The sequence below is a fragment of the Mammaliicoccus sciuri genome (assembly GCF_002901825.1).
GTDB classification, from domain to species: Bacteria; Bacillota; Bacilli; order Staphylococcales; family Staphylococcaceae; genus Mammaliicoccus; species Mammaliicoccus sciuri.
Genome location: NZ_PPQD01000026.1, coordinates 218,934 through 242,973 on the forward strand (window position 1 = coordinate 218,934; position 24,040 = coordinate 242,973).

The window sequence follows — 24,040 nt, forward strand, 5'->3', positions numbered from 1 at the left end:
ATCTAAATATATAACAAAGTATCTCTATAATTCTTTCTGTATTTTTTATTCTTTTACTTGTCACTTTGCTCACTTTAAATTATAATTAGTATGAAATTAGAATTATTATAATTAAGAAATCTTGAGGAGGATTATGATATGAGTAATAAATCAAAACTTACAGGACTTTTTGGTACGCCAGTATCAGATCGTGAAAATTCATTAACTGCTGGTAAACGCGGACCACTTGCTATGCAAGATATTTATTTCTTAGAACAAATGGCACATTTCGACAGAGAAGTGATTCCAGAGCGACGTATGCACGCTAAAGGTTCTGGTGCGTTCGGTACTTTTACTGTTACACATGATATAACACAATATACAAATGCTAAAATATTCTCTGAAATTGGTAAGCAAACTGAAATGTTTGCACGTTTCTCTACAGTTGCTGGTGAACGTGGTGCTGCAGAAGCTGAACGTGACATACGTGGTTTCGCACTTAAATTCTATACTGAAGAAGGTAACTGGGACTTAGTTGGTAACAACACACCTGTATTCTTCTTCCGTGATCCTAAATTATTTGCAAGTTTAAACCATGTTGTTAAACGTGACCCTAAAACAAACATGCATAACCCACAATCAAACTGGGACTTCTGGACATTATTACCTGAAGCATTACACCAAGTTACAATTTTAATGACAGATAGAGGTATTCCAAAAGGATTCCGTAACATGCACGGTTTCGGTTCACACACTTACTCAATGTACAACGATGCAGGTGAACGTGTATGGGTTAAATTCCACTTCAGAACACAACAAGGTATCGAAAATTACACAGCAGAAGAAGCTGAACAAGTAATTGCTAAAGACCGTGAATCAAGTCAAAGAGACTTATTCAACGCTATTGAAGAAGGCAATTTCCCTAAATGGAAAATGTACATTCAAGTTATGACTGAAGAACAAGCAAGAAATCATAAAGATAACCCATTTGACTTGACTAAAGTATGGTTTAAAGACGAATATCCATTAATTCCAGTTGGTGAATTCGAATTAAATCGTAACCCAGAGAACTATTTCCAAGATGTTGAACAAGCTGCATTTGCGCCAACAAACATCATCCCTGGTATAGACTTCTCTCCAGATAAAATGTTACAAGGTCGTTTATTCTCTTACGGAGATGCGCAACGTTATCGCTTAGGTGTTAACCACTGGCAAATCCCAGTAAACTCTCCAAAAGCTGCAACAAATGTTTGCCCATTCTCAAGAGATGGACAAATGAGAATAGATGGTAACCAAGGTGGCGGAATTAACTACTATCCAAATAGTTATGAAGCGCATCAATCACAACCTGAATACAAAAAACCAAGTTTAGAACTTGAAGGTGAATTATACGAACACGACTTCCGTGAAGATGACGATAATTACTATGAACAACCAGGTAAATTATTCCGTCTCCAATCACCAGAACAACAACAACGTATTTTCCAAAATACAGCTAACGAAATGCAAGGCACTACTGACGAAGTAAAACACCGTCACATCCGTAACTGTTACAAAGCAGATCCAGACTACGGTAAAGGTGTAGCAAATGCATTAGGCATTGATATCAACTCAGTTGATTTAGAAGGATAATATATAAATAGCGTATAGGACAACGAATGTCCTATACGCTATTTTTTTAAGTAGTGTCTGAGACATCTCGGTGTCTCAGACTACATTATTATGAAATTTAGAAATTGAGTATCGCTAACTTCCTTTATTCTGAATTCTGGTAATTAGAATGCTGTAACTTCCATTATTCTGAATTCTGGTAGTTAGAAACTGCTCACTTAGAGACATTTCTCGGAATTCTGTCCCTAACAGCACCTCTTACGGACATTTCTCGGAATTCTGTCCCTTCATATCATCAACTTATTATAATTGACTTACTTTTTTAGCTTTAATCATGTGTAAGAAATAGAATGCGACTAATCCTATTAAGGCTACGATAGACATTGCTAGATATAATCCTGAATATCCGATTGAATGTGTGAAGTTACCTAGTACATATGGTCCGAATCCTAATCCGAAGTCTAAGCCTATGAAATATGTTGATGTTGCTAATCCCATTGCTTCTATTGGAGATACTTTAACGACTAATGCTTGGAATATAGATTGTAAGTTACCGAATCCTAATCCTATAAATGCACCTGCGATTAATAAGATCACACCATTACTTGCAATACTAATTAAGAATAAACCGACAATTAAACATATAAATGCTGGTATTGTAACGATATTCTCACCGCGTTGGTCCATAATTCTTCCTGTAAATGGTCTTGTAATTAAGACTGCTACTGCATAAACAACAAAGAAGAAACTTGCTGCATCTACTAAATGATTTTCTTGTGCAAAGAATTGAATAAATGACAATACTGATGAATATGCAATACTAACAATTACAACTACGATTGCAATTGGTAAGGCATGTACTGAGAAGAAATCAGTAAGTTTAAATCCTTTTTTCTCTTCTGTTTTGAAACTAGCCATTACAGGTGTTTCAACTTTCATGAATAGTGACATAACAAATGCTACAACAATAAGTATCGTACAAATTGTAAATAGTCCAGACATTGGAATGTGTTGATATAGTAATAAGCCTATAAATGGTCCGATTGCTGTACCGAGTACCATACTTAAACTATACATACTGATACCTTCACTACGACGTTGTGCTGGTGTGATAAATGCTGCAATTGTTCCTGTAGCTGTACTTGCTACCCCACTTGCAATACCATTTAGAATACGTACGATTAATAACAATGCGAATGATGATGCAGTCACGAGATATAAACCATTTGTGATAACTAGTAGAATCCCACCGATGACTAACACTTTTTTACTACCTACTATATTGATATATTTACCTGTTAAAAATCTACCTACTAATGATCCAACAATAAATAATCCTGATGCTAGACCAGCCATACTGTCTGAAACTCCAAATGTTTCCTTACTATAACCACCTACTGTTACTAATAGTAAGTACATTGATAAAAATATAAAAAAGCTAATAACAAAATTAAATATAAAATCTTTTGTCCAAATCGGTTTCTTAATTTGGTCATTCATTACACTGTTTCCTCCTCTATTAAATAACTTCTCAAATTCTCTAAAATCTCTTGTGCCTTATTAAGTTCCGCTTCTTCGACACCAATTGCTTGCAGACATTTTTCTTGAAATACACCAATTCTATGATGGATTTCATCGAATTGATTTTGACCTTGCTCAGTTAAAGTAAGGAATTTTTCTCTTTTATCTTCTTTACTATTAACTGCTTGAATCAATTCCCGTTCGATCAATTTTTTTATAATTTTACGAGCTGTAGGCTTCTCAATAAAAGAACGCTTTGAAACTTGTACCAGTGTGGTTGGTTGATTAAATGCAATATCATGCAACACTTTGTACTGCGCAGCATATAAATCAAACGGTTCCAATATCTCATTAATATGATGAATATATGGTCGATACAAATTTGTATAGGAATATAAAAAGTTCTTCATTGTTTTCACCTTTTCTCATAAAAATATAGTTAGCTTTGCTAACTAATACTCAATCATTCTACGCCCATTGTCATGTTATGTCAACACCCATTTACGCTTCTAACAACAATTTTTCAAAAATTTCTATTATAATTAAATTAAACAAATATAAGGAGAAACTTGATATGTTAAATGATTTCTATGAAAGATTATCTAAGAAAGAAAATAAAATGATTGAAATCAGAAGATACTTACATGAGCATCCTGAGTTATCTTTTGAAGAAAAAGAGACAGCCCAGTATATTGCAGACTTTTATAAAGATAAAGATGTAACATTGCAAACGCATATCGGAGGAGAAGGCATTTACGGTATTAAAGTAACAATTGATTCTGGTAAACCAGGTAAGACATTAGCGTTACGCGCTGATTTCGATGCTTTACCAATAAAAGAAGATACCGGCCTACCTTTCAGTTCTAAAAATGAGGGTGTCATGCATGCATGTGGTCATGACGCACATACTGCTTATATGATGGTCCTTGCTGAAACTTTAATTGAAGTGAAAGATCAACTTAAAGGTAAGATTGTCATCATTCACCAACCTGCTGAAGAAAAGCCACCTGGTGGTTCACAATACTTAATTAAAGATGGCATTCTTGATGGCGTTGATAATGTCATCGGGGTCCATGTCATGAGCGCACTTGAAAGTGATCACGTTTATTATAGAGAAGGCAATGTTCAATCTGGTCGAAATATATTTAAATTAAAAATCACAGGTCGTGGTGGTCATGGTTCGTCACCACATTTAGCAAATGACCCAATTGTTGCAGCAAGTAGCTTTGTCATGTCTGTACAAACAATCGTTTCAAGAAGATTGAATCCATTTGATATGGGCGTTATTTCTATCGGTTCATTTGATGGTAAAGGACAGTTTAATATCATTAAAAATGAAGTCACACTTGAAGGTGACGTTAGAGGTATGAACGAAGAAACACTACAACTCATTGAATCAGAAGTTAAACGACTTTCTAAAGGTCTAGAATCTATGTATGGTGTTCAATGTGAACTTGAATATACGAGAGATTATCCAGTTCTATATAATGATCCTGAATTAACGAAACAAGTTGCGAAAGCAATTGAAGCGGCTAATATTCCTGAAGTTAAAAGTGTTGAACGTTGCGAACCACAACCACCATCAGAAGATTTCGCTTACTATGCAAAAGAATTACCTTGTACATTCTTCTATGTAGGTGCAAGTCCAAAAGATAAAGAAACATTCCCTCATCATCATCCTAAATTTGATATTGATGAAGGTTCTCTACTTATTGCAGCCAAATCAGTAGCTGCTGTTACCTTTGATTATTTAGGTGTTCAATAATCAATTTACTTAACAGATGTTAAGTAATGTCACACCAAGTGTAAATTTACCTGACTCATATTTCTTTTTTCTTATTTTATATTTTATACTTTTAAAAAAATAAGGAGTTGAGGGAAGATGAGTCAGACAGATACACTTTTATTATTCGGATGTACGTTGTTAGTTTGGTTAATGACACCTGGATTAGCATTATTTTACGGAGGATTAGTTCAATCTAAAAATGTTTTAAATACTTCCATGCACAGTATTTCAGCAATTGTTGTTGTAACATTCACGTGGGTATTAATAGGATTTTCTATTAGTTTTGGCGGTAACAATTTATGGATAGGTGATTTCTCACATGCGTTATTAAACGGAGTTGGATTCACACCTAATGGTAATTTTAGTGAAACCATTCCATTCGCATTATTTATGCTTTTCCAATTAACATTTTGTACCATTGCCGTTTCAATTCTTACTGGTTCAGTAGCTGAAAGAATGAAATTCGGACCATTTTTAATCTTTATGAGTTTATGGGTCATTCTAGTTTATAGCCCAGTAGCACATTGGGTATGGGGTGGCGGCTGGATTCACAAACTTGGTGCAATTGATTTTGCTGGTGGTACAGTAGTCCATATTTCATCTGGTGTTTCTGGACTTGTACTTGCCCTACTACTTGGTTCTAGAAAGCCTAGCAATAAAAAACCACCACATAATTTAGTCATTACTCTAATCGGTGGTATTCTCGTATGGTTCGGTTGGTTTGGCTTTAATACAGGATCAGCACTCACTTTCGATTCAGTTGCCATGCTCGCATTTGTTAATACAATATTAGCATCATGTGCAGGTATTGCCGGTTGGTCTATCTTTGAATATATTCAAAAGAAAAAGGTCACTTTAATCGGAACGTTATCAGGAATGTTAGCAGGACTCGTAACGATTACACCAGCAGCAGGTTTTGTCGGTTACGGAAGTGCAATGATTCTAGGAATATTAGGTGGATTCGTTTGTTACTATGTTATCACGCACCTTAAAGTATTACTTAACTATGATGATGCATTAGATGCATTCGGTTTACATGGATTTGGAGGCATCGTTGGTGCAATAGGAACAGGTTTATTCCAAAATTCTAGCGTTAACTCAACAATAGCAGACGGTGTATTCTTTGGTGGTGGCATTATGCCAGTAGTCGTACAAATCGTTGCCGTCGTCGTAACAATCGCATTTAGTGGAATTATGACTTACATCATCGCTAAAATCATCAGTATCTTTACAACATTAAGAACAGACGAAAAAGCAGAACTAGAAGGCTTAGATGCCGTCTTCCATGGCGAAACCGCATATGGATACGAACTCAAACAAGAAAAAGCATAAAAATATAGCTATGAAAAAACAAGCATATCACTTAACTGAATCATTCAGTCATAACGTGATATGCTTGTTTTTGTTTATAATATTAATATTTAAGCTTATTCCGCTTCTTTCTTCTTACGTGGATAGCCTATTATAATAGACACGATACCGCATATGCCTAATAAATATGGATAAAATGAATATGGTAATAGTGATACTGTTGATATTCCTGCGACGCTTGTTGCTGCTAATACTTGTGCGCCGTATGGGATAATTCCTTGTACTGTACTTGCAAATATATCTAATATACTTGCTGATTTTCTGCGATCAATTTGATAATCATCTGCTATTTCTTTGGCGAGTGGTCCTGCTGTAATGATTGAAATTGTGTTGTTAGCTGTTGCTAAATTCGTCACGCCTACTAAACTGGCAATACCAAATTCTGCGCCGCGTTTAGATTTTAAGCGTTTCGTTACGGTATTGAGCAACCATTTTATTCCGCCATGATATTCTATTAGACCAATCATACCGCCGATTAATAATGCAATCATAGAAATATCTTGCATGCCGATAAGTCCATCTGAGATTGCTTTTAAGTTTTCTCCAAGTGTAAATGAGCCGTCTAATAATCCTATTAAGCTTGCTACGATGACACCAAGCACTAATACCATCAATACGTTCATCCCACATAACGCACTAATTAATACAAATAAATATGGAATGACTTTAATGATACTATAGCCACCTTGACTGGCATCTGTCATACCTGCATCTTTTGTAACAAACCATAGAATAAGCACTGTTAAGATTGCACCAGGTAATACAATTAAGAAATTCATCTTAAATTTATCGCTCATTTTCGTTTGTTGCGTTCTAACTGCTGCGATGGTTGTATCTGAAATCATTGATAAGTTATCACCGAACATTGCACCACCTACGACAGTTGCTGTTGTTAAAGCAAGTGAGATATCTGTCGCTTCTGAGATACCTACGCCTACCGGTGCTAATGCTGCTACTGTTCCCATTGATGTACCCATAGCTACTGAAATAAATGCACCAACTATGAATAAACCTGCTAATAAAAACTGTCCGGGAATTAAAGATAATCCTAAATTAACAGTTGAACTTACAGCACCCATACTTTTAGCTGTTTGACTAAACGCACCTGCCATTAAAAAGACAAATACCATTAATAAAATGTTAGGATGAGCTGCGCCTTTTGTAAATATATCTAATTTCTTAGCTAAAGGTGTCTTTGGATACATGGCACATGCAAAGACTGCCGCAATAAGAATCGCTACATTTAAAGGTAAGTAATTAAAATCTTTCATGATTAATCCAGTACCTATAAACAGCGTTACAAATACGATTAACGGTAATAAAGCTATAAATGATCCTTTATGATTAATTTGATTCATTATTTTCTCCTCTTAAATATCTTGAATACTTTAAAAGGGTACAGGACATATTGATTCTCGTCAATTATTAATTTTTAATTTTACCATTTGATGATTAATTCATCAAAATCAGGTAATATAACTATCATAAGATTAAAGCAAATGTTAAGGGGTTCAATTATGATTATTAGTAATACAATTAATGATTTTTTTAATAACTTTCATTTAAATGAACAGTCTAGGCTTTCATATTTTACAAAGTATCGTACAGAGTTTCAACATGCAGGTTATGATGAACAAGTACTATGTCAAAATATCCATCCAACGCTTCTTAAATTAGAACAAGACCTTCCCTTAATTTTAAAAATAAACACGAAATTGGTTCATATTATCTTTGAAGTAAGGCTGAAATTTCTAAAGCAATATCAAACATATTTAAGGCCAGATATTTATTTTCTTGTTGGGACATATAAAGAAGATGCTTCAATTCAATTAGAAGATAACGCACATTTATATTTATTTATAGAGTCTCTATGTCATAAATATGATTTATTAAACGATGTGATAGCGTATTATTTCGCGAAGTTATACATATATGAAATCATTAAAGATTACAATCCTGAAAAGATTACGACGACTATTTTGAACAATAAACATGTCATATTAGAAGAAGCGCTTATCTTACATATCTTACAGACGCTCAATTATACATATCCTTATAAAGACAGACATGACTTTAAAGCTATTCAACAATTAGCTTCTAAACTTGAATCTGAATTAACGACATAAACCATCCTTCAAGTCATTCAAAAATAAAAAATACTTTCATATCCTATTCGTTTAGAAGAATTGGTTATGAAAGTATTTTTGTTTATAAAGTTTTCATTAAATCTCTAATTAATATTGTGATGTTATGTTTTTTAGATTGTTCACTTAAGAAAAGTGCAATGTCTAATTGTTTCTTATCTGTATCATTTAGAATGCCCATCTCTAATCGTGATTGCACAATATTATAAACTAATTCACTATATAACATATATCTATTCGATTTAATCGTAATATCTAATGCAGATTGAGCATAAGCTAAACATCTGTCATAAGCTTTTTCATTCGAGTAAATATTAGATAATGTATATAACAATTTGATTTGATAATTATCATCTACATTATAGCGTTTAGCAATTTCTAAACCTTGTTCTAGTGATGACTTTGCTTTTTCATTTTCATTCTGTCTATAGTAGTAAATAGCGCGCGTATTACAGATAGAAACTTGTAATTTCTCATACATATTATGATCCATTAAACGATAAGCTTCTTCTATTAGTTGTAGAGATTGTTCAACATCATCATGCTTATAAAAAGTAATAATAGATCTTACCCACTTCGAAGCAGCAATTTCATCTGTTGAACTATTTGATAAATAATTGCCATCTATAATAGGTATTAGTGCATCATAATCACGCTCTTCTAACAATCTTTCTATTACTTTTAACTTCTGTTCTAATTGTGTATCTAACTCATCACCAATATATAAATAGTCCATACTACAATTTAATCTTCTTGAAATGTTAAATAGTAGTTGAGATCCCGGTTGTAATTCATTCTTTTCTATTTTTGAAATTTGACTTTGAGTCGCAATACCTTGCGCTAAGTTCTGTTGAGATAGCTTTAAATCTATTCTCCTTTGTTTGACACGTTCTCCTAATTTCATATATAACGCTCCCCGTATTCAGTTATCGAATTAACATGTTTGAATAACCCACGCTATGCATATCATCTGGTATCGGTGTTGCTGTGCATATTTGTCCCGTCAAATATACACGACCTCCATTCATAAGCATTTTACGATGTATCATATGTTTCGGATTCTGCATGTTAATGTCCTCCTCTTTATTTTAAGTCTCAATGTGTGAAAATACAATTATTTTATCCAGTTACGCCTACTGAATTCCAAGCATTGACTACTTGTTGTACTTCAGTTGAGTTTGCACCATATAAATCAGATGCTGCTTGTTTTAATGCAAATTTAGCATCTAAGAATGAAGAGTTTGAACTTAAGTATTGTGTTAAAGCTCTATAATAGATGTCTTCTGATTTTTCTTTTCCAATTTTAGTAATCGTTAAATAAGCTGCTTTATTTGGTATACCACTATTAATATGAACGCCACCATAGTCACCTTGTTCAGTATTTGGCAAGTTCTGATAATTATTCATATGTGCAGGTTGATTATATTGTTCTGGATTAGAAAGACTTCTTAATCCATCACCTGGTTTACCTGGTGTGTATGCATCTTCTCCCATTAACCAGTCTTCAGGGTCAACGAAGTAACCAAACACATCTGACATCGATTCATTTAAAGCACCTGGTTGATTCTCATATACAAGATTTGCACTATGTTCAGTAACAGCATGTGTTAATTCATGTGCAACAACATCATCTGCAGCTGACAATGACGTAAATGTTTTGCCATCTCCATCTCCATACACCATGTATTGGCCATTCCAAAAGGCATTATTATAATTTCTATCAAAATGAACAATAGAATTAATTTCTGCACCGTTTCCATCATAACTATCTCTATTGTGTGTATTTAAATAGTAATCATATGTTTTAGCAGCATTAAAATGCGCATCCACACCTGCAGCTTGATTTTTACTATTAAAGTTTGTATCCGTATCTGTCATAAGTGAGAAGCTAGACGTTCCATTCTTTGCATCATAAGTATGGATTGTTCCAGAATGTGTTTCATCTTGTAAACCATAGCCATTGCTTATTTTAGTTAAATTGAGTGGCTTTTTAGTATCCCCATTAACACCTACACCACTACCAGCAACATGTTCAATTTTATTTTTCTTACTTACGACTTCACCAGTCTCAGCATCAATTTTAATTTCCCAACGTGCTGGTTTAGGATCTAAATAAATAATTTCAACATTATAGACTAATTTTTTCTTTTCAGCATTGATCACTAATTCATCTTTATTAACGACTTTTTGTCCTTTAATATTTTTCACTTCATTTTGACTCACGCCGATACTTTCAAAAGCTTTATTAACCGCTTCATCTTTAGATAAGCTTTGTTTATTTGTATATGTAACTTTTTCTGTATTGACATCCCCATTGACGAGTTCTAATTCTTGATTATGATTGGTATGTATTTTGACTTCTTTATCTTCGACAACGTAGTTATCTACTTTAGGTTTTAATGTATAATGCGTATATCCTAAGTTATCTTTAAATTCATTTGCTACTTCAAATTGTTTGTAACTTTTTTTAATATTTGGATTGCCTGGTAATTGACTCAAAATCTCTTGTGCTTCAGCTTTTGTGTTAATTTCTTGTTTAGGAATTGATTTTAATTCTTTTTGATCTAAAGGGCTACTTTCTTTCGCACTAGCCACATTTGATAATCCTAAAGTCAAAGCCATAACTGAAGTAAAACCTACTGATAAAATTTTTTTCGATCGATACATTTAATCCACCCCTATATATTTTTAGAATAAGTACAACTTAATTATATATAATATGAAGTATAAAGTCATTATAAAAAGTGTAATTTTATATTACATTTATATTACATATAGAATATCGACATATATTAATTTAGTTTGCTACATTTTGATTTCACGATATACTTGCTCTAAAATATATAGATAAAGAAAGCTTTAAAGGAGGATGCTGATGTTTACAATTATTAAAAATGGTGATTTATATTCACCAAACTATATGGGTCAGCAATCGATACTTATTCAAGGGCGATCTATTATTAAAATCGGAGATATAGATATTGAATTAATAAAGCAACTGGATCCAAACTTAAAGATCATCGATGCTACAGGATATACGGTTATGCCAGGGATTATAGACCCACATATTCACTTGCTAGGAGGTGGCGGTGAAGCGAGTTATGTGACAAGAACGCCAGAAGTTCAATTAACGCATTTAATATCAAATGGTATTACAAGCGTAGTTGGATTGATCGGTACAGATGGTATTTCTCGAACGCTAACGAGTTTATATGCAAAAGCTCAAGCATTAGAAGCTGAAGGTGTCTCTACATATATGTACACAGGTAATTATCACCTACCCGTTACTACAATTACAAACTCCATCAAAGAAGATTTATTTTTAATTGATAAAGTGATTGGCACTGGCGAGATAGCTATAAATGATTTCAGATCATCAATTCCAACAACTGAAGAGCTCTCAAGAATTGTGGCGGATACAACAGTTGGCGGTATGCTAAGTGGAAAAGCTGGTGTAACACATTTTCATATAGGTACAGGTAAACATAAATTGAAACAAATTCATGACCTAATCGAGCATTATGATGTTAAACCGAACAAACTATATGTTACACATTTTGATAAAGGTATAGATTTGTTAGAAGAAGGTATTTCATTAAGTCATAAAGGTGTGTATGTTGACTTAACAGCAAGTACAAATACAGTAGAATACGTCAATTATTACCGAGAACATGGAGGCGACATTTCGAAATTGACGGTTTCTTCAGATGGACATGGCAGTTTACCTAAATTCGATGAACACAATCAACTTGTAGGTTATGACGTTGCAAAATGCAGCACTTTAACAGACCAATTATTTAATTTATTGGTACAAGACTCGAACTGGGAAGAAGTAATTGCTTTATTTACTTCAAATGTCGTAAACGTATTAACACTACATCATAAAGGTCATATCGAAGAACATTATGATGCAGATATATTAATAATTGATGTGAAAAAGAAACGAATAAAAGATGTATTTGCAAAAGGACAACATATGCTTTCAGATTATAAAATGATTAGAAAAGGTATGTTTGAATAAGATACAAAACAAGCAGGGACAAAAATTTGTCCCTGCTTGTTTACACTTCTTCCAAGTTTTGTTACTATGGGCGCTCTTAGTTACACTTCCACCGACTTTTGTTACTAACAGCTGCCTTATTTACATTTCCTACTTAAACACCATCTATAAATTCTACGGAATCAAGCTCTATTTGCTCGCCATCTTCTTTACGTTTTTTAATATGGAATTCTCCCCATTTACATAAGTGCTCTAGTAATTCATTTAATGTACTACCATATTCTGATATCTCGTATTCAACTTTTGGTGGTACTTGTTGATATACAATTCGATTAATAATGCCATCTTTTTCTAACTCTCTTAATTGTTGCGTTAACATTTTCTGTGTAATATGCGGAATAGCTTTTTTAAGTTCAGATGTTCGCATTGTCCCATGCTTTAAATGACACAGTATAACTGGCTTCCATTTACCGCCAATGACATCTATCGTTGCTTCTACACCAATATTATATTCCGTAACTTCCATCATGATTCCTCCCTAAGGCACTTTTTAGTACCTATATGACTTTAAAGTGCGTACTTCCTATTTATCTTATTACGTTTTAAAATATCACATATCTTATAATAAAGGAAGGAATTTAAAAATTGAAAAACAAATTTTCGAATCAACTCGCACTTATATCACTTGCTATCTCAGCTTTTGCTATTGGTTCTACGGAATTTATTAGCGTTGGGTTACTCCCATTAATTAAAGACGCCTTTGATGTGACGATCCCATTAGCAGGACTTACTGTATCTTTATATGCAATTGGTGTTACAGTTGGCGCACCTATCTTAACGCCTTTAACAAACAATATGAAAAGAAAGACTGTTTTGATACTCATTATGGTTGTGTTTATTATTGCTAATGTATTTGCAGGACTTGCAACATCATTTAGTTTATTACTAGCTATGAGAGTCCTCAGTGCTTTCTCACATGGTGTATTCATGTCTATTGCAACAACCATTGCAGCTGACTTAGTCCCTGCGCATAAACGTTCAAGTGCCATCGCCATGATGTTTACAGGTTTAACAGTTGCAACGATTACAGGTGTCCCATTTGGAACTTGGGTCGGTCAAAACTTCGGTTACGAAATGTCATTCTATACGATTGCTTTAATAGGACTCATTAGTTTAATCGCAAATATATCATTCGTTCCAAAAAATTTAACAGAATATGAGCAAGCACCTATTATTAAACAACTTGCTGTCTTTAAGAACAAACCACTTATGTCTATTTATTTAATTACAGCGCTTGGCTACGGTGGTACATTTGTTGTTTACACATATATGACTGAAATTTTAACGAATATTTTAGGGTATGAAACAAATAGTATTGTTATTATTTTAATATTGTATGGTGTAATGGTTGCAATTGGTAATACATTAGGTGGAAAATTAACAAACCATGCGCCAACAAAATCATTAACGATTATTTTTCTATTACAAGCATTAACGTTATTACTAGTCGGATTTACGATACATTTTCATGTCGTTGGTCTTATCAGTATATTATTAATGGGACTATTCGCATTTATGAATGTACCCGGCTTACAACTTATTGTCGTACTTTTTGCTGAACGTAATAGTAAAGAAACTGTCAATTTCGCTTCAAGTTTAAACATATCTGCATTTAACATAGGTATTACACTTGGATCTGTTATTGGTGGATTTATATTAAATCATTTAACATTATCTAGTACACCTTATTTCGCATTCATCATGGTGCTTGTAGCAAGTATCTTAATGTTTGTCGTCAACAAGCATGAAACAACTGAACCTTTACAAACAACTTAGTAATAATAAAAAAGCGAGAAATGTATGAGATATCAACTGGTACCTCATGCTTTTCTCGCTTTTTAAATACTTCATATTTCTTCATTTTTTAATATTTTTCGGGCATTCTCTTTCAATCGTATGACAGTCTCAATACCTTTTGTACGTTCTAAAAATTCATAAGCTTCTTTAATATGAAAGTTTCTATTAGACGTATTATGAGCATCGCTTCCGACAATATGAATCGCATCTTGTTCTAATAAATAATCAGCTACTCTTTTAGCATCTTCACCATATTTATGAACTAAAGAGCCTGCTGTAACTTGACATAATGCGCCTCTATCAATTAAATCAAATAAAATTTGCGGATCATCTTGAATAGGAATGATACGTTCTGGATGAGCTAATATCGGACGGTATCCTTCATTAAATAACTTTTCAAATGTTTGTTCAGCGAATTCTGGTATCGAGAAAAATGGAAACTCAATTAACACATATCTTGAACCTTCAGTAATAGGTAACAATTCACCAGATTCTAATCCTTCAAGTTCCTCACCAAACATATGAATCTCTTGGCTAGGATAAACTTTAATATCAATATGATGATCATTTAATATAGATTGTACTTCTTCAGTTCTACTTTTAACGATATCGGCATTATTTCTAAATCGATGTTTTATATAATGAGGTGTTGCAACTATATCTGTTATACCTATTTTCTCAGCTTCTCTTGCAAGTTCTAGCATACTTTCCTCATCTAATGGACCATCGTCTAATCCATATAATAAATGATTATGAATATCTATCATGTGCACCTCTCCTTTTGTCACGTATCTATAATCATACAACTTTATTCCCTTATTACTTATATTGTAACAAATAACTGTTTGTAACCAGTATTAAAATGACTGATTTTTGTAAATAAGCAGAAAAGTTGTTTTTAAGACTATTTTATATGAACATAAAAATATCGACATATAAGGAGTGGGAAAAACATGGAATTAGCAAAAGCATTAGAAAGAAGACGCTCTGTTAAATCTTATGAGCCATACGATTTAGATAGAGAAACAATTTATAATTTATTAGATCAAGCTGCATTATCACCTTCAGCTTGGAACTTACAACAATGGAAAGTAATCGTTGTTGATACAGATGAAGCAAAAGAAAAATTATATAACGCGGCTAATAAACAAATTAAAATAAAAGAATCTAGCGCGACATTTATTATTTTAGGTGACTTAAATGCACATGAAACAATTGGTGATATCGCAGATGATTGGATAGACCATAAACATATACCAGCTGATAAGAAATCAGGATTAATACAAAGTGTCCACCAATTCTTTGAAAGTGATTCAAACAGAAGAGACGAAGCAATACGTGGTGCTTCATTATTTGCAATGAGTTTAATGTTAGTCAGTGAAGACGCTGGACTTGCAACTTGCCCAATGATAGGCTTTGACAAACAAGCAGTAATTGATGCATTTAATATTGAAGATAACTTAGTACCAGCAATGCTTATCTCAATTGGTAAAGGTGAAATGAATAATGACAGAGCTTCACGTATACCAGCATCAGCATTTGCAAAATTCGAATAGCGAATGTTCTAAATTTGTAAAAAACTCACCTCAATCATGCATGAAAAAGTACTATAATAAAAGTAACAAAGTGAGGTGTTTAAAATGAACAAACGGTATCAAAAAGTTCTAGTACTTTACTTAATTTCAACGTTCGTGCCATATGCATTATTCAGTAGAAAAAATGATAGCACGTTAACTAAAACTTGGTTACCAAGTTCATTAGTAGGATACGGTATCTTTGCATATGGACTCAAAGTTTTAACAAAAATGAAAAAAGCAGCTTAAACATAAGCTGCTTTCCGATTATGAGCAACCTGAACTTATGTAAGTTCAGGTTGTTTTTTGTTTGGGGTGGATGGTGGTATGAATGGTGCGAAAGCCTTGGCTTTACTTGGTACTTAAGCCATGACTTGGACAATCTCTTGGCTTTACTTGGTACTTAAGCCATGACTCAAGACTCTAACCTACACCACACCACTACTTCTCACGATTTACCATTTCTGCATATTCTGCATCCGTTATGGCATAAATGACATCGTCTACTATTTTTTCTTTATGAATTCTATTTTTAGGCATGACCCCTATTTTCTTCATGCCGAGTCTTTTCATCACTTCGCCTGATTTAGGATTAATGGTACTGTGCATTGCTTTTACTTGATTAAGTCCTAATGTTTCAAATGATAGTGATAGCAATGCTAATCCCGCTTCTGTCATATAGCCATTACCTGTAAATTTTAAGTTAAGGGCATAACCGAGTTCTCCGCGTTTATGTTCTTGTTCAACTCTTAAATCGATTGTACCTATTAGTTTATTTTCGGATTTTAATTCAATTCCATACTTTCCTAATGGTGCGTTCATATAATATCGAGCAATCACATTTTTAGTTTCTTCTATAGATGAGTGTGTTGGAAATACATGTGTTGTATTCTCAATATCAGATGCATATTCGAATAATGACTCAATATCATTCAAATTAATAGGTCTTAAAATAAGTCTTTCTGTTTCTAATATTTGATTTTCTGCTAATTCGACTAATACATTCATACTTAACACCTACTTATGATTGATATTCGTTCAACGCCAATGCTAAACAACCGATTATACCTTGGTCATCATTTAAACTTGGTGTAACAATATATGTTTCAACTGGTGGCACTGCAATATAATTGTTATTTAATAGTTCAAATTGCTCATGCACTTTTTTTAATAAATGTGTTTGATGCATTACACCACCACCAAAAATGATTTTTTCAGGAGATAACATTAATGCCGTATTAAGTGCTGCTTGAGCAATGTAATAAGCAACGATGTCCCAATCTTTATCATTTTCATGAATTTCTTTGGCAGAAATACCTGCTCTTTTTTCGATTGCTGGTCCTGAAGCTAAACCTTCTAAGCAATTACCGTGATATGGACAATTACCTTCAAAGTCTTGATCATCTTTATGAATTTTAATAGACATATGTCCCATTTCAGGATGACTTAATCCTTGTACAATTTTCCCTTTAACGATTGCACCGCCGCCGATACCTGTACCTACTGTATAGTAAACCGCTGAGTCAATATTTTTTGCGATTCCTTTTTGATACTCTCCATATAAAGAGGCATTTACATCTGTCGTAAATGCTACAGGTACATCGAAATGCTCTTGAACTGCACCTATAAAATCAAAATTCTGCCACGCAATTTTTGGTGTCGAAGTGATATAACCATATGTATCAGAATCTTTATTGATATCTATCGGTCCAAATGATCCTATACCTATACTACTAATTTGATATTGTTTAAAAAATTCTATAACTTTAGGTAATGTTTCTGACGGCTCAGTTGTTGGTATTGAGATGCGTTCAATTACATTTAAATCTTCATCTCCAACTGCACATACAAATTTCGTTCCACCCGCTTCAATCGCTCCTAGAAGTTTCACTTATCTCACACTCTTTCCCATTTTATTTATTTTCATAAGTTATATTCAGAATCATAACGAAATTATTCATTAGAACCATCTCTTCTTCTTGAAGACGATTAACATAATAATTGCTATAACAGCCATAATAATAAGGACAATATAATAGCCTGAATGCCATTCGAGTTCAGGCATATTTGTAAAGTTCATCCCATAAATACCTGCAATTAATGTTAATGGCATAAACACAACAGAATAAATAGTTAATATTTTCATTATATTGTTCATCTTGAATGAATTCAAAGAAATATAATTATCTCGAATATCACTTGTCATTTCACGTGATGAATCTACCATTTCCATTTGTTTCATAAGATGGTCATTAATATGCGTAATATATAGAAATTGTTGTTCATTAAGATGCAACACTTTACCTTCACGCATTCTATATACTAAATCCTTCATTGGTTGAACAGTTCTTTTAATAATTAGCAACTCTTGTCTTAAATCAAATGTGTCATCAATTAACGTCTTTGTTGTAATATCTAAATTATGACGATCTTCGAAATTAAACACTTTGTCTTCAATGTCGTAAATAAACGGAAAATAGTTGTCTACAATATCATCTAGAATATTTAATAATATATCTTTAGGTTCATTTATTTCGATCGTTTCATTAAATAGTTTTCTTTTGATCGTATCGATTTCTTCATAACGTTCTCTATGGAATGTCACGATAAAATCATCACCAATAAAGATATCCACTTCTTCAGACTCTAAAGTCTTTAAATCTAATGCATGGAATACAATAAATTGATAATCGTCATATTGTTTAAACTTCGGTCTTTGTTGAACTTGTGTTGCATCTTCTACTGATAAAGGGTGAAAATCAAAATAATCAACTAATATTTCGGACTCTTCTTTAGTTGGCTCATTTAAATCAACCCATATCCATTTTTTCTCTTCTGAAATATCTTTAGGTGAATTCGTTTCCTTTATTTCATCCTTTAAATTGACATAATAAGTTTTAATCATCTTTTTCACACCATTTTCACTTTACTTTATTTCATATTATACAACTAAAAAAGCAGTGAGCAAATATACTCACTACTAAAAAAAAGTTATGAAAATACGACTGTCTTATTACCATTTACGATAACTTTATGTTCACAATGCCATTGCACCGCTCTTGCTAATACTTGAGATTCAACATGTCTACCTGTATGCTTCATATCTTGTGCAGTATATCTATGATTAACTCTTACAACATCCTGCTCAATAATTGGTCCTGCATCTAAGTCTTCCGTAACATAATGACTTGTAGCCCCTATTAATTTAACACCTCTTGTATAGGCTTGTTTATAAGGGTTGGCACCAATAAATGACGGCAAGAATGAATGGTGAATGTTAATAATTTTCAAGTGATGTCTTTCAACAAATACTGGTGATAATATTTGCATGTATTTCGCAAGTACAAGTAAATCGACATTGTAACTTTCACAAATTCTTGTAATTTCATCTTCACTTTCACGCTTAGTTTCTTTAGTTACGCTGACATGATGAAAAGGAATGCCCATATCCTCAACAAATTTGCGATTATTCTCGTGATTACTAATGACACAACTGATTTCAATCGGAAATTCTTGTCTATTCGCACGTAACATAATTTCACTTAACGCATGGTCTTCTTTAGACACAAGTAACGCTGTTTTCACTTTTTCTTCAGCATCAAAAATTTGAAAATTAATCTTTCTATTTGTTAGTTCATTCTCTAAAAGCGATTTAACTTCATCGTTTTTATCAAATTCTATACGTAAATATAAATGGTTTTCTTCTTCTTGAATGTCTGTATAGTGATCTAAATGAAATATATTTGAATTTGTATCTTTTATAATAGTGGATATTAATGACGTAATGCCAATTTCATCTTTACAATCAGCCAATAATATATAATGCTTACTCATGTGCCTCATCCTTTGATTAATTTTGGAAATATTCTTACAATATCAACTATTATAAAATTTAATTTAAAAGAAAACAATAAATTACATCATCAGTTTTAGATGTAAACGTATTCATTTATTATTTTTCCCAATACATAAATTGGTCTAGTTGTAATGATGCTAACGTTTCACGAATTAATCTTTTGCGGTCATAGTAATTAAGTCCATGTGATTTGAGTTTTGTAATCTTTCCTTCTTGAACATATTCACCTTTATACAAATTTTTATCCTTCGATACTTTAATCGTCGACTTAGCGCCTTCTTTAGGAGATATAAATAATGGATCAAATATTTTATAAACTAAGTTCCCAAATGTTTGATTATATTTTGTTTTTCCTAAATTAGTTGAAACAGCACCTGGATGTACTGCCGTTACATGTAAGCCATCTTTTGAAAATTTTTCATGTAATTCTTGCATAAAATATAAAGTCGCAAGCTTAGATCTTCCATAAGACTTAATCGGATTAAACCTTAAAGGATATTTAAAGTTTCGTCTTCCAAGATGTGCAAATAAATATGCGCCAGATGATACGATAATAATTTGTTTGTCATGACTATTCATAATTGAACCAAATAATATATGCGTTAGCATAAAGTGTCCTAAATAGTTCGTACCAAACATTAATTCGTAACCATCTACTGTTTTTTGTCTTGTTAATGACATGACGCCTGCATTATTGATAAGACAGTCGACAAAAGGATATCGTTCTAAAACAAGTGTCGCAGCTTTCATAACATTTGCTAAATCTGATAAATTACACTTAATGACATCTACTGTTATATGTTGATGTTCCGCTTCTAAAAGCTTTTTTAAGTCATTGCCTTTATCAACATTTCTACATAACAAAATAATAATGTCATAATCGTGTGCTAATTCAATAACGGTTGATTTTCCTATTCCTGAAGTTGGTCCAGTGATTGCTAGAATTCTATTCGACATTGTTTATCTCCTTATTTTTATTGCTTTTTCACATAATGTTGATGTACATAAATCAGTTCTTTAGCCATTTCTTTAATGACTTCAGTAGAAATAAGTTGATCTTCAGCATGGGACAATAACAAATTTAAAGGAACAGGCTCACCTGAAGCTTCTGATTGAATCAGGTCCTTATGCACTTTATGTCCTTCAACTAAAAATTGATTACCTTCAGAAACTAAGTTCTCAGATGTTTCAAAATTACCTTCTTTTGCTTCTTGAATTGCTTGCATATAATTACTTTTTGCCATTCCTACATTTGTAATAATTTGAAAAGCAATTTGTTCATATTTTTCCATATTCTCACCTTATTCCATTAAGCTTTCGGCATGTTTCAATACACCTTCTCCATCCATCATGCCATATTGTTGCATATCAATAACGTCTACTGGTACTTTACCATTTGCTACTTTTTCTACTTGTGCTTTTTGAAATCTTACTTGTGGTCCTAGTAGAATAACATCTACTTCATCAACTTTTGTTTCTGCTTCTGATAAAGCTAACGCCTCAACTTCATAATCTTTACCTTCTTTATTTGCAGTATCTTGCATTTTTTTAACTAACATACTTGTAGACATACCCGCTGAGCAAACTAATAATATTTTTTTCATGTTAATCTTTCTCCTTTATATTAAATTTAAAATGTGCCCAAGGTTTTAAATAGTTGAGCAGTGGTAAATCATGTGGCTCAATTCTGCCAATCACATTGACTTTCCCAGTATTGAGCATTGGCTTTAATGCAATTTGTAATTCACCTTTATATTGACCATATTCTTCATTGTCTATTAATATGTCGCCTCGTTTAATAGCAACTGTATGATGTGCTGGAAATGGTTCATTTTTATATTTCACACGACTTTGTGTTGAACGAATCATATACTCACTGACATCACCTCTATAAAAATGTGGCTCTTCGATTGCAATTTTCTTCTCTAAGTCAGAAATTTCATCAAATAATTTTGCATCAAATGTAACCGGTTCATCTTTCAAATGACTCAAAATCTCTAATTCCGCTTCAGACGGGTAACAATTGCTGATAATGACATCATCTATCAACCCTGTAGCCCATAAATGTTGCGCTTGAGTCGTTACTGGTAAACCTCTATGATTTTCTAAAGTAGGCAAACCTTCAGTAACAGGCCATGGTCCAAAGTCACCTACTTTACTTGAAACAAATGCTGCTGTTCTTAAACCATATTTTTTGAATTTTTTACTACCTTCTAAAAAGAATGCTTCTGATATTCCTGCATATCGATGCGGATAAAAATTATGACATCCAACTAAACAAGCGCGATTCGGCTCAAAATCCATCACATTATCAATATAATGATTCATCACACTCATATTCAGTTCAATCTTAATGCCATAAGGATTATAGGTCATGTCACTTGTTTCTTTCGCTCCTACACCTTCATCAAGTCTAATACCGTCTACACCTAACTCATTGAAAAAAGATAAATCATTTGGTTCAATGCCTAGTACTATAAATGTGCGAGGTGCCACATCTATAAAAATTTCAAAGTTTAAATTTTTAGCATAACGAATTGTTTTTTCAATTATAGGTAACAATGTCGCTTTATTTTCATCAGTAAGTTGCAATAAATTTGTAAATATTCTCGTATAACCGTACTGATGAGCTTTTTCGATATATTGAATATCTTCATCTTCATTTGATTTTCCTGGATATAAAGAAATTCCTAACCGTTTCATCAAACTTCACTTCCATTCGCAATATATTTCTTTTTTTATAATTTTGAATAATTTATCTATTTAGTTTATACTATAACAAAATTTAAGCGCTTACAAATGAAGGGGGATTTTTTATGAATAACTTTGCTACATGGATAGAAGGCAAACTTTCAGGTCCAATGACAAAGCTTTCTAACCAGCGTCATTTACTCGCCATTCGTGACGGGGTCATTTCAGCACTTCCATTTATTATATTCGGCTCATTTTTCCTAATATTTGCGACACCACCGTTACCTGAATCTTGGGCAATTACTCAGTGGGCAACAGAACATGCTGAGCAAATTTTAATTCCATATAGAATGACGATGTTTATCATGAGTTTGTATATTGTGTTTGGTATAGGTTACAATCTCGCCAAATCCTATGACTTAGATCCATTGTCAGCAGCACAACTTTCCACTGCTGCATTCTTATTAACAATCGCACCAACTATGGATAAAAAATTAGGTTTCGTATTACCAATGACCAATTTAGGCGGTCATGGTCTATTTGTTGCAATGTTTGTTGCAATCTTCTCAGTAGAAATATATCGATTATGTAAAAATAAAAATATTACGATCAAGATGCCACCTCAAGTACCGCCATCAGTAAGTCGCTCATTTGAATCTTTAATCCCAGTAGTTTTTGTACTCGGTGCAATGAGTATCATTACAGTAGTGTTCCAACTTGATTTACATACACTCGTTGATAAAATCGTAGGTCCACTCGTCTTTGCAGGTGATACTCTACCTGGTGTACTTGTACCTGTATTCTTAACAACTTTCTTCTGGGCATTTGGTATTCATGGTATGTCGATTGTCGGGACAATCGAACGTCCTTTATGGGAAGTTTATTTAGCAAAAAATGCAGAAGCACATGCTGCCGGAGAATCATTACCGCATATAGCACCAGAAACATTTTTCCAATGGTTTGTTTGGATAGGTGGCGCAGGTGCTACATTAGGACTTGTCATTTGTATATTATTATTTGCAAAATCTCAGTTCTTGAAAAAATTCGGTAAAGCTGTATCAATACCATCATTATTTAATATTAATGAACCAGTAATATTTGGATTGCCAATTGTATTAAATCCAATCATGGTTATTCCATTTATTATCATTCCATTAGTATTAACCGTTATAACCTACTTAGCAACATTGTTTGGACTCGTAAATGCCACAAGCGTAATGGCACCTTGGACATTACCAGCTCCAATCGGTGCATACTTAGCAACAGGAGGCGATTGGCGAGCAATTGTACTCGTATTATTTAATATCGCCGTTTCAGTCATAATATATTTTCCATTCTTCAAAATGTACGACCGTAAAATGTTCTTAGAAGAAAGCGGCGAATCAAAAGAACAAATCGAACAAGATATGAAAGAAGGCAAATAGTAGGAAAAGAGGAACCCTCAGGGACACAGTTTCATATGTCCCTGAGGGTTTTTATTGTGATATGTGGGAAATGTCACGCCTTAATTTAGGTATTAAGACGAAATGTGCGGAATCTCTTGGCTTAAGTTGGATATTAAGCCATGACTTGGACGATTTCTTGGCTTAAGTTAGGCGTTAAGCCATGACTTGGATGATCACTTGGCTTAAGTTAGACGTTAAGCCATGA

The 24,040-nt window shown here is 33.1% G+C and carries 25 protein-coding genes; 9 read left to right on the top strand and 16 right to left on the bottom strand.

Annotated features, from left to right (window positions below; all coding sequences use genetic code 11):
* The first annotated feature begins 138 nt into the window (after positions 1 to 138).
* The gene (locus CD035_RS08410; protein ID WP_048541196.1) at positions 139 to 1,611 is read left to right on the top strand and encodes a catalase; all 1,473 of its coding nucleotides are present in this window, start codon (positions 139 to 141) and stop codon (positions 1,609 to 1,611) included.
* A 282-nt stretch (positions 1,612 to 1,893) separates the two neighbouring features.
* On the opposite strand, the gene CD035_RS08415 is transcribed toward CD035_RS08410, so the two are convergent.
* On the bottom strand, positions 1,894 to 3,090 hold the full coding sequence (locus CD035_RS08415) for an MFS transporter (protein ID WP_048541198.1): 1,197 nt from the start codon (positions 3,088 to 3,090) through the stop codon (positions 1,894 to 1,896).
* Positions 3,090 to 3,521, bottom strand: a complete 432-nt coding sequence (locus CD035_RS08420) for a MarR family winged helix-turn-helix transcriptional regulator (protein ID WP_048541200.1) — start codon at positions 3,519 to 3,521, stop codon at positions 3,090 to 3,092. Before CD035_RS08420 ends, CD035_RS08415 begins: the two co-directional genes overlap by 1 nt.
* Before the next feature lie 164 nt (positions 3,522 to 3,685).
* Here CD035_RS08420 and CD035_RS08425 point away from each other — a divergent pair, with 164 nt between their 5' ends.
* Together CD035_RS08425 and CD035_RS08430 are read left to right on the top strand one after the other, a co-directional pair.
* Positions 3,686 to 4,876: a M20 family metallopeptidase gene (locus tag CD035_RS08425; protein WP_025906878.1), complete on the top strand. Its 1,191-nt coding sequence runs from the start codon at positions 3,686 to 3,688 to the stop codon at positions 4,874 to 4,876.
* A 117-nt stretch (positions 4,877 to 4,993) separates the two neighbouring features.
* Positions 4,994 to 6,229: an ammonium transporter gene (locus tag CD035_RS08430; protein ID WP_048541202.1), complete on the top strand. Its 1,236-nt coding sequence runs from the start codon at positions 4,994 to 4,996 to the stop codon at positions 6,227 to 6,229.
* A gap of 95 nt (positions 6,230 to 6,324) precedes the next feature.
* On the opposite strand, the gene CD035_RS08435 is transcribed toward CD035_RS08430, so the two are convergent.
* Positions 6,325 to 7,626 (bottom strand): Na+/H+ antiporter NhaC family protein, encoded by a 1,302-nt coding sequence (locus tag CD035_RS08435; protein WP_048541205.1) that lies wholly within the window; start codon positions 7,624 to 7,626, stop codon positions 6,325 to 6,327.
* Between the two features lie 159 nt (positions 7,627 to 7,785).
* Between CD035_RS08435 and CD035_RS08440 the strand changes: the two genes are divergently transcribed.
* Positions 7,786 to 8,394 carry a hypothetical protein gene (locus tag CD035_RS08440; protein ID WP_048541208.1) on the top strand — a complete coding sequence of 203 codons (609 nt, stop codon included), beginning with the start codon at positions 7,786 to 7,788 and terminating at the stop codon, positions 8,392 to 8,394.
* 82 nt (positions 8,395 to 8,476) lie between these two features.
* On the opposite strand, the gene CD035_RS08445 is transcribed toward CD035_RS08440, so the two are convergent.
* The 3 genes from CD035_RS08445 to CD035_RS08450 are packed head-to-tail and all read right to left on the bottom strand — an operon-like array spanning position 8,477 to position 11,079.
* Entirely contained in the window at positions 8,477 to 9,316 is an 840-nt protein-coding gene (locus tag CD035_RS08445; protein ID WP_037589104.1) for a helix-turn-helix domain-containing protein, read from the bottom strand.
* Positions 9,317 to 9,338: 22 nt separating this feature from the next.
* Positions 9,339 to 9,479, bottom strand: a complete 141-nt coding sequence (locus CD035_RS13945) for a hypothetical protein (RefSeq protein ID WP_153653931.1) — start codon at positions 9,477 to 9,479, stop codon at positions 9,339 to 9,341.
* Positions 9,480 to 9,531: 52 nt separating this feature from the next.
* Complete coding sequence (locus CD035_RS08450) at positions 9,532 to 11,079, bottom strand: M4 family metallopeptidase (protein ID WP_048541212.1); 1,548 nt, start codon at positions 11,077 to 11,079, stop codon at positions 9,532 to 9,534.
* A 208-nt stretch (positions 11,080 to 11,287) separates the two neighbouring features.
* On the opposite strand from CD035_RS08450, the gene iadA reads away from it, so the two are divergent.
* Positions 11,288 to 12,433, top strand: a complete 1,146-nt coding sequence (gene iadA, locus CD035_RS08455) for a beta-aspartyl-peptidase (RefSeq protein WP_048541214.1) — start codon at positions 11,288 to 11,290, stop codon at positions 12,431 to 12,433.
* Between the two features lie 133 nt (positions 12,434 to 12,566).
* Here the strand turns inward: iadA and CD035_RS08460 are convergent, their stop codons facing one another.
* Complete coding sequence (locus CD035_RS08460) at positions 12,567 to 12,938, bottom strand: winged helix-turn-helix transcriptional regulator (protein WP_048541216.1); 372 nt, start codon at positions 12,936 to 12,938, stop codon at positions 12,567 to 12,569.
* 119 nt (positions 12,939 to 13,057) lie between these two features.
* On the opposite strand from CD035_RS08460, the gene CD035_RS08465 reads away from it, so the two are divergent.
* A complete protein-coding gene (locus tag CD035_RS08465; RefSeq protein ID WP_048541217.1) occupies positions 13,058 to 14,248 on the top strand; it encodes an MFS transporter in 1,191 nt (396 codons plus the stop codon).
* A gap of 71 nt (positions 14,249 to 14,319) precedes the next feature.
* Here CD035_RS08465 and CD035_RS08470 read toward each other — a convergent pair whose 3' ends face one another.
* Positions 14,320 to 15,036, bottom strand: a complete 717-nt coding sequence (locus tag CD035_RS08470; protein WP_048541219.1) for a tyrosine-protein phosphatase — start codon at positions 15,034 to 15,036, stop codon at positions 14,320 to 14,322.
* 186 nt (positions 15,037 to 15,222) lie between these two features.
* On the opposite strand from CD035_RS08470, the gene CD035_RS08475 reads away from it, so the two are divergent.
* Positions 15,223 to 15,825: a nitroreductase family protein gene (locus CD035_RS08475; RefSeq protein ID WP_048541221.1), complete on the top strand. Its 603-nt coding sequence runs from the start codon at positions 15,223 to 15,225 to the stop codon at positions 15,823 to 15,825.
* 84 nt (positions 15,826 to 15,909) lie between these two features.
* Positions 15,910 to 16,092, top strand: a complete 183-nt coding sequence (locus CD035_RS08480; RefSeq protein ID WP_025906889.1) for a hypothetical protein — start codon at positions 15,910 to 15,912, stop codon at positions 16,090 to 16,092.
* Positions 16,093 to 16,284: 192 nt separating this feature from the next.
* Here CD035_RS08480 and CD035_RS08485 read toward each other — a convergent pair whose 3' ends face one another.
* The 8 genes from CD035_RS08485 to CD035_RS08520 all read right to left on the bottom strand — a co-directional run bounded on the left by CD035_RS08485 (position 16,285) and on the right by CD035_RS08520 (position 22,402).
* Positions 16,285 to 16,851 (bottom strand): GNAT family N-acetyltransferase, encoded by a 567-nt coding sequence (locus CD035_RS08485; RefSeq protein WP_048541226.1) that lies wholly within the window; start codon positions 16,849 to 16,851, stop codon positions 16,285 to 16,287.
* 13 nt (positions 16,852 to 16,864) lie between these two features.
* A complete protein-coding gene (locus tag CD035_RS08490) occupies positions 16,865 to 17,734 on the bottom strand; it encodes an ROK family protein (protein ID WP_048541228.1) in 870 nt (289 codons plus the stop codon).
* A gap of 69 nt (positions 17,735 to 17,803) precedes the next feature.
* The gene (gene corA, locus CD035_RS08495; protein WP_048541229.1) at positions 17,804 to 18,748 is read right to left on the bottom strand and encodes a magnesium/cobalt transporter CorA; all 945 of its coding nucleotides are present in this window, start codon (positions 18,746 to 18,748) and stop codon (positions 17,804 to 17,806) included.
* Between the two features lie 86 nt (positions 18,749 to 18,834).
* Positions 18,835 to 19,677 carry a formyltetrahydrofolate deformylase gene (gene purU, locus CD035_RS08500; RefSeq protein ID WP_048541231.1) on the bottom strand — a complete coding sequence of 281 codons (843 nt, stop codon included), beginning with the start codon at positions 19,675 to 19,677 and terminating at the stop codon, positions 18,835 to 18,837.
* A gap of 118 nt (positions 19,678 to 19,795) precedes the next feature.
* Entirely contained in the window at positions 19,796 to 20,656 is an 861-nt protein-coding gene (locus tag CD035_RS08505) for an SDR family NAD(P)-dependent oxidoreductase (RefSeq protein ID WP_048541233.1), read from the bottom strand.
* A 17-nt stretch (positions 20,657 to 20,673) separates the two neighbouring features.
* Positions 20,674 to 20,991, bottom strand: coding sequence for a PTS lactose/cellobiose transporter subunit IIA (locus tag CD035_RS08510; RefSeq protein WP_048541235.1), 318 nt, complete (start codon positions 20,989 to 20,991; stop codon positions 20,674 to 20,676).
* A 9-nt stretch (positions 20,992 to 21,000) separates the two neighbouring features.
* Positions 21,001 to 21,303 carry a PTS sugar transporter subunit IIB gene (locus tag CD035_RS08515; protein WP_037589973.1) on the bottom strand — a complete coding sequence of 101 codons (303 nt, stop codon included), beginning with the start codon at positions 21,301 to 21,303 and terminating at the stop codon, positions 21,001 to 21,003.
* Between the two features lies 1 nt (position 21,304).
* Positions 21,305 to 22,402, bottom strand: a complete 1,098-nt coding sequence (locus tag CD035_RS08520; RefSeq protein WP_048541236.1) for a DUF871 domain-containing protein — start codon at positions 22,400 to 22,402, stop codon at positions 21,305 to 21,307.
* 113 nt (positions 22,403 to 22,515) lie between these two features.
* Here CD035_RS08520 and CD035_RS08525 point away from each other — a divergent pair, with 113 nt between their 5' ends.
* Positions 22,516 to 23,814, top strand: a complete 1,299-nt coding sequence (locus tag CD035_RS08525) for a PTS sugar transporter subunit IIC (RefSeq protein WP_048541238.1) — start codon at positions 22,516 to 22,518, stop codon at positions 23,812 to 23,814.
* Positions 23,815 to 24,040: the final 226 nt, after the last annotated feature.

Bases quoted from the DNA above. Each gene is read 5' to 3' on its own strand.
- CD035_RS08410 (WP_048541196.1), top strand. From the start codon at position 139: ATGAGTAATAAATCAAAACTTACAGGACTTTTTGGTACGCCAGTATCA.
- CD035_RS08415 (WP_048541198.1), bottom strand. From the start codon at position 3,090: ATGAATGACCAAATTAAGAAACCGATTTGGACAAAAGATTTTATATTT.
- CD035_RS08420 (WP_048541200.1), bottom strand. From the start codon at position 3,521: ATGAAGAACTTTTTATATTCCTATACAAATTTGTATCGACCATATATT.
- CD035_RS08425 (WP_025906878.1), top strand. From the start codon at position 3,686: ATGTTAAATGATTTCTATGAAAGATTATCTAAGAAAGAAAATAAAATG.
- CD035_RS08430 (WP_048541202.1), top strand. From the start codon at position 4,994: ATGAGTCAGACAGATACACTTTTATTATTCGGATGTACGTTGTTAGTT.
- CD035_RS08435 (WP_048541205.1), bottom strand. From the start codon at position 7,626: ATGAATCAAATTAATCATAAAGGATCATTTATAGCTTTATTACCGTTA.
- CD035_RS08440 (WP_048541208.1), top strand. From the start codon at position 7,786: ATGATTATTAGTAATACAATTAATGATTTTTTTAATAACTTTCATTTA.
- CD035_RS08445 (WP_037589104.1), bottom strand. From the start codon at position 9,316: ATGAAATTAGGAGAACGTGTCAAACAAAGGAGAATAGATTTAAAGCTA.
- CD035_RS13945 (WP_153653931.1), bottom strand. From the start codon at position 9,479: ATGCAGAATCCGAAACATATGATACATCGTAAAATGCTTATGAATGGA.
- CD035_RS08450 (WP_048541212.1), bottom strand. From the start codon at position 11,079: ATGTATCGATCGAAAAAAATTTTATCAGTAGGTTTTACTTCAGTTATG.
- iadA (WP_048541214.1), top strand. From the start codon at position 11,288: ATGTTTACAATTATTAAAAATGGTGATTTATATTCACCAAACTATATG.
- CD035_RS08460 (WP_048541216.1), bottom strand. From the start codon at position 12,938: ATGGAAGTTACGGAATATAATATTGGTGTAGAAGCAACGATAGATGTC.
- CD035_RS08470 (WP_048541219.1), bottom strand. From the start codon at position 15,036: ATGATAGATATTCATAATCATTTATTATATGGATTAGACGATGGTCCA.
- CD035_RS08475 (WP_048541221.1), top strand. From the start codon at position 15,223: ATGGAATTAGCAAAAGCATTAGAAAGAAGACGCTCTGTTAAATCTTAT.
- CD035_RS08480 (WP_025906889.1), top strand. From the start codon at position 15,910: ATGAACAAACGGTATCAAAAAGTTCTAGTACTTTACTTAATTTCAACG.
- CD035_RS08485 (WP_048541226.1), bottom strand. From the start codon at position 16,851: ATGAATGTATTAGTCGAATTAGCAGAAAATCAAATATTAGAAACAGAA.
- corA (WP_048541229.1), bottom strand. From the start codon at position 18,748: ATGATTAAAACTTATTATGTCAATTTAAAGGATGAAATAAAGGAAACG.
- purU (WP_048541231.1), bottom strand. From the start codon at position 19,677: ATGAGTAAGCATTATATATTATTGGCTGATTGTAAAGATGAAATTGGC.
- CD035_RS08505 (WP_048541233.1), bottom strand. From the start codon at position 20,656: ATGTCGAATAGAATTCTAGCAATCACTGGACCAACTTCAGGAATAGGA.
- CD035_RS08510 (WP_048541235.1), bottom strand. From the start codon at position 20,991: ATGGAAAAATATGAACAAATTGCTTTTCAAATTATTACAAATGTAGGA.
- CD035_RS08515 (WP_037589973.1), bottom strand. From the start codon at position 21,303: ATGAAAAAAATATTATTAGTTTGCTCAGCGGGTATGTCTACAAGTATG.
- CD035_RS08520 (WP_048541236.1), bottom strand. From the start codon at position 22,402: ATGAAACGGTTAGGAATTTCTTTATATCCAGGAAAATCAAATGAAGAT.
- CD035_RS08525 (WP_048541238.1), top strand. From the start codon at position 22,516: ATGAATAACTTTGCTACATGGATAGAAGGCAAACTTTCAGGTCCAATG.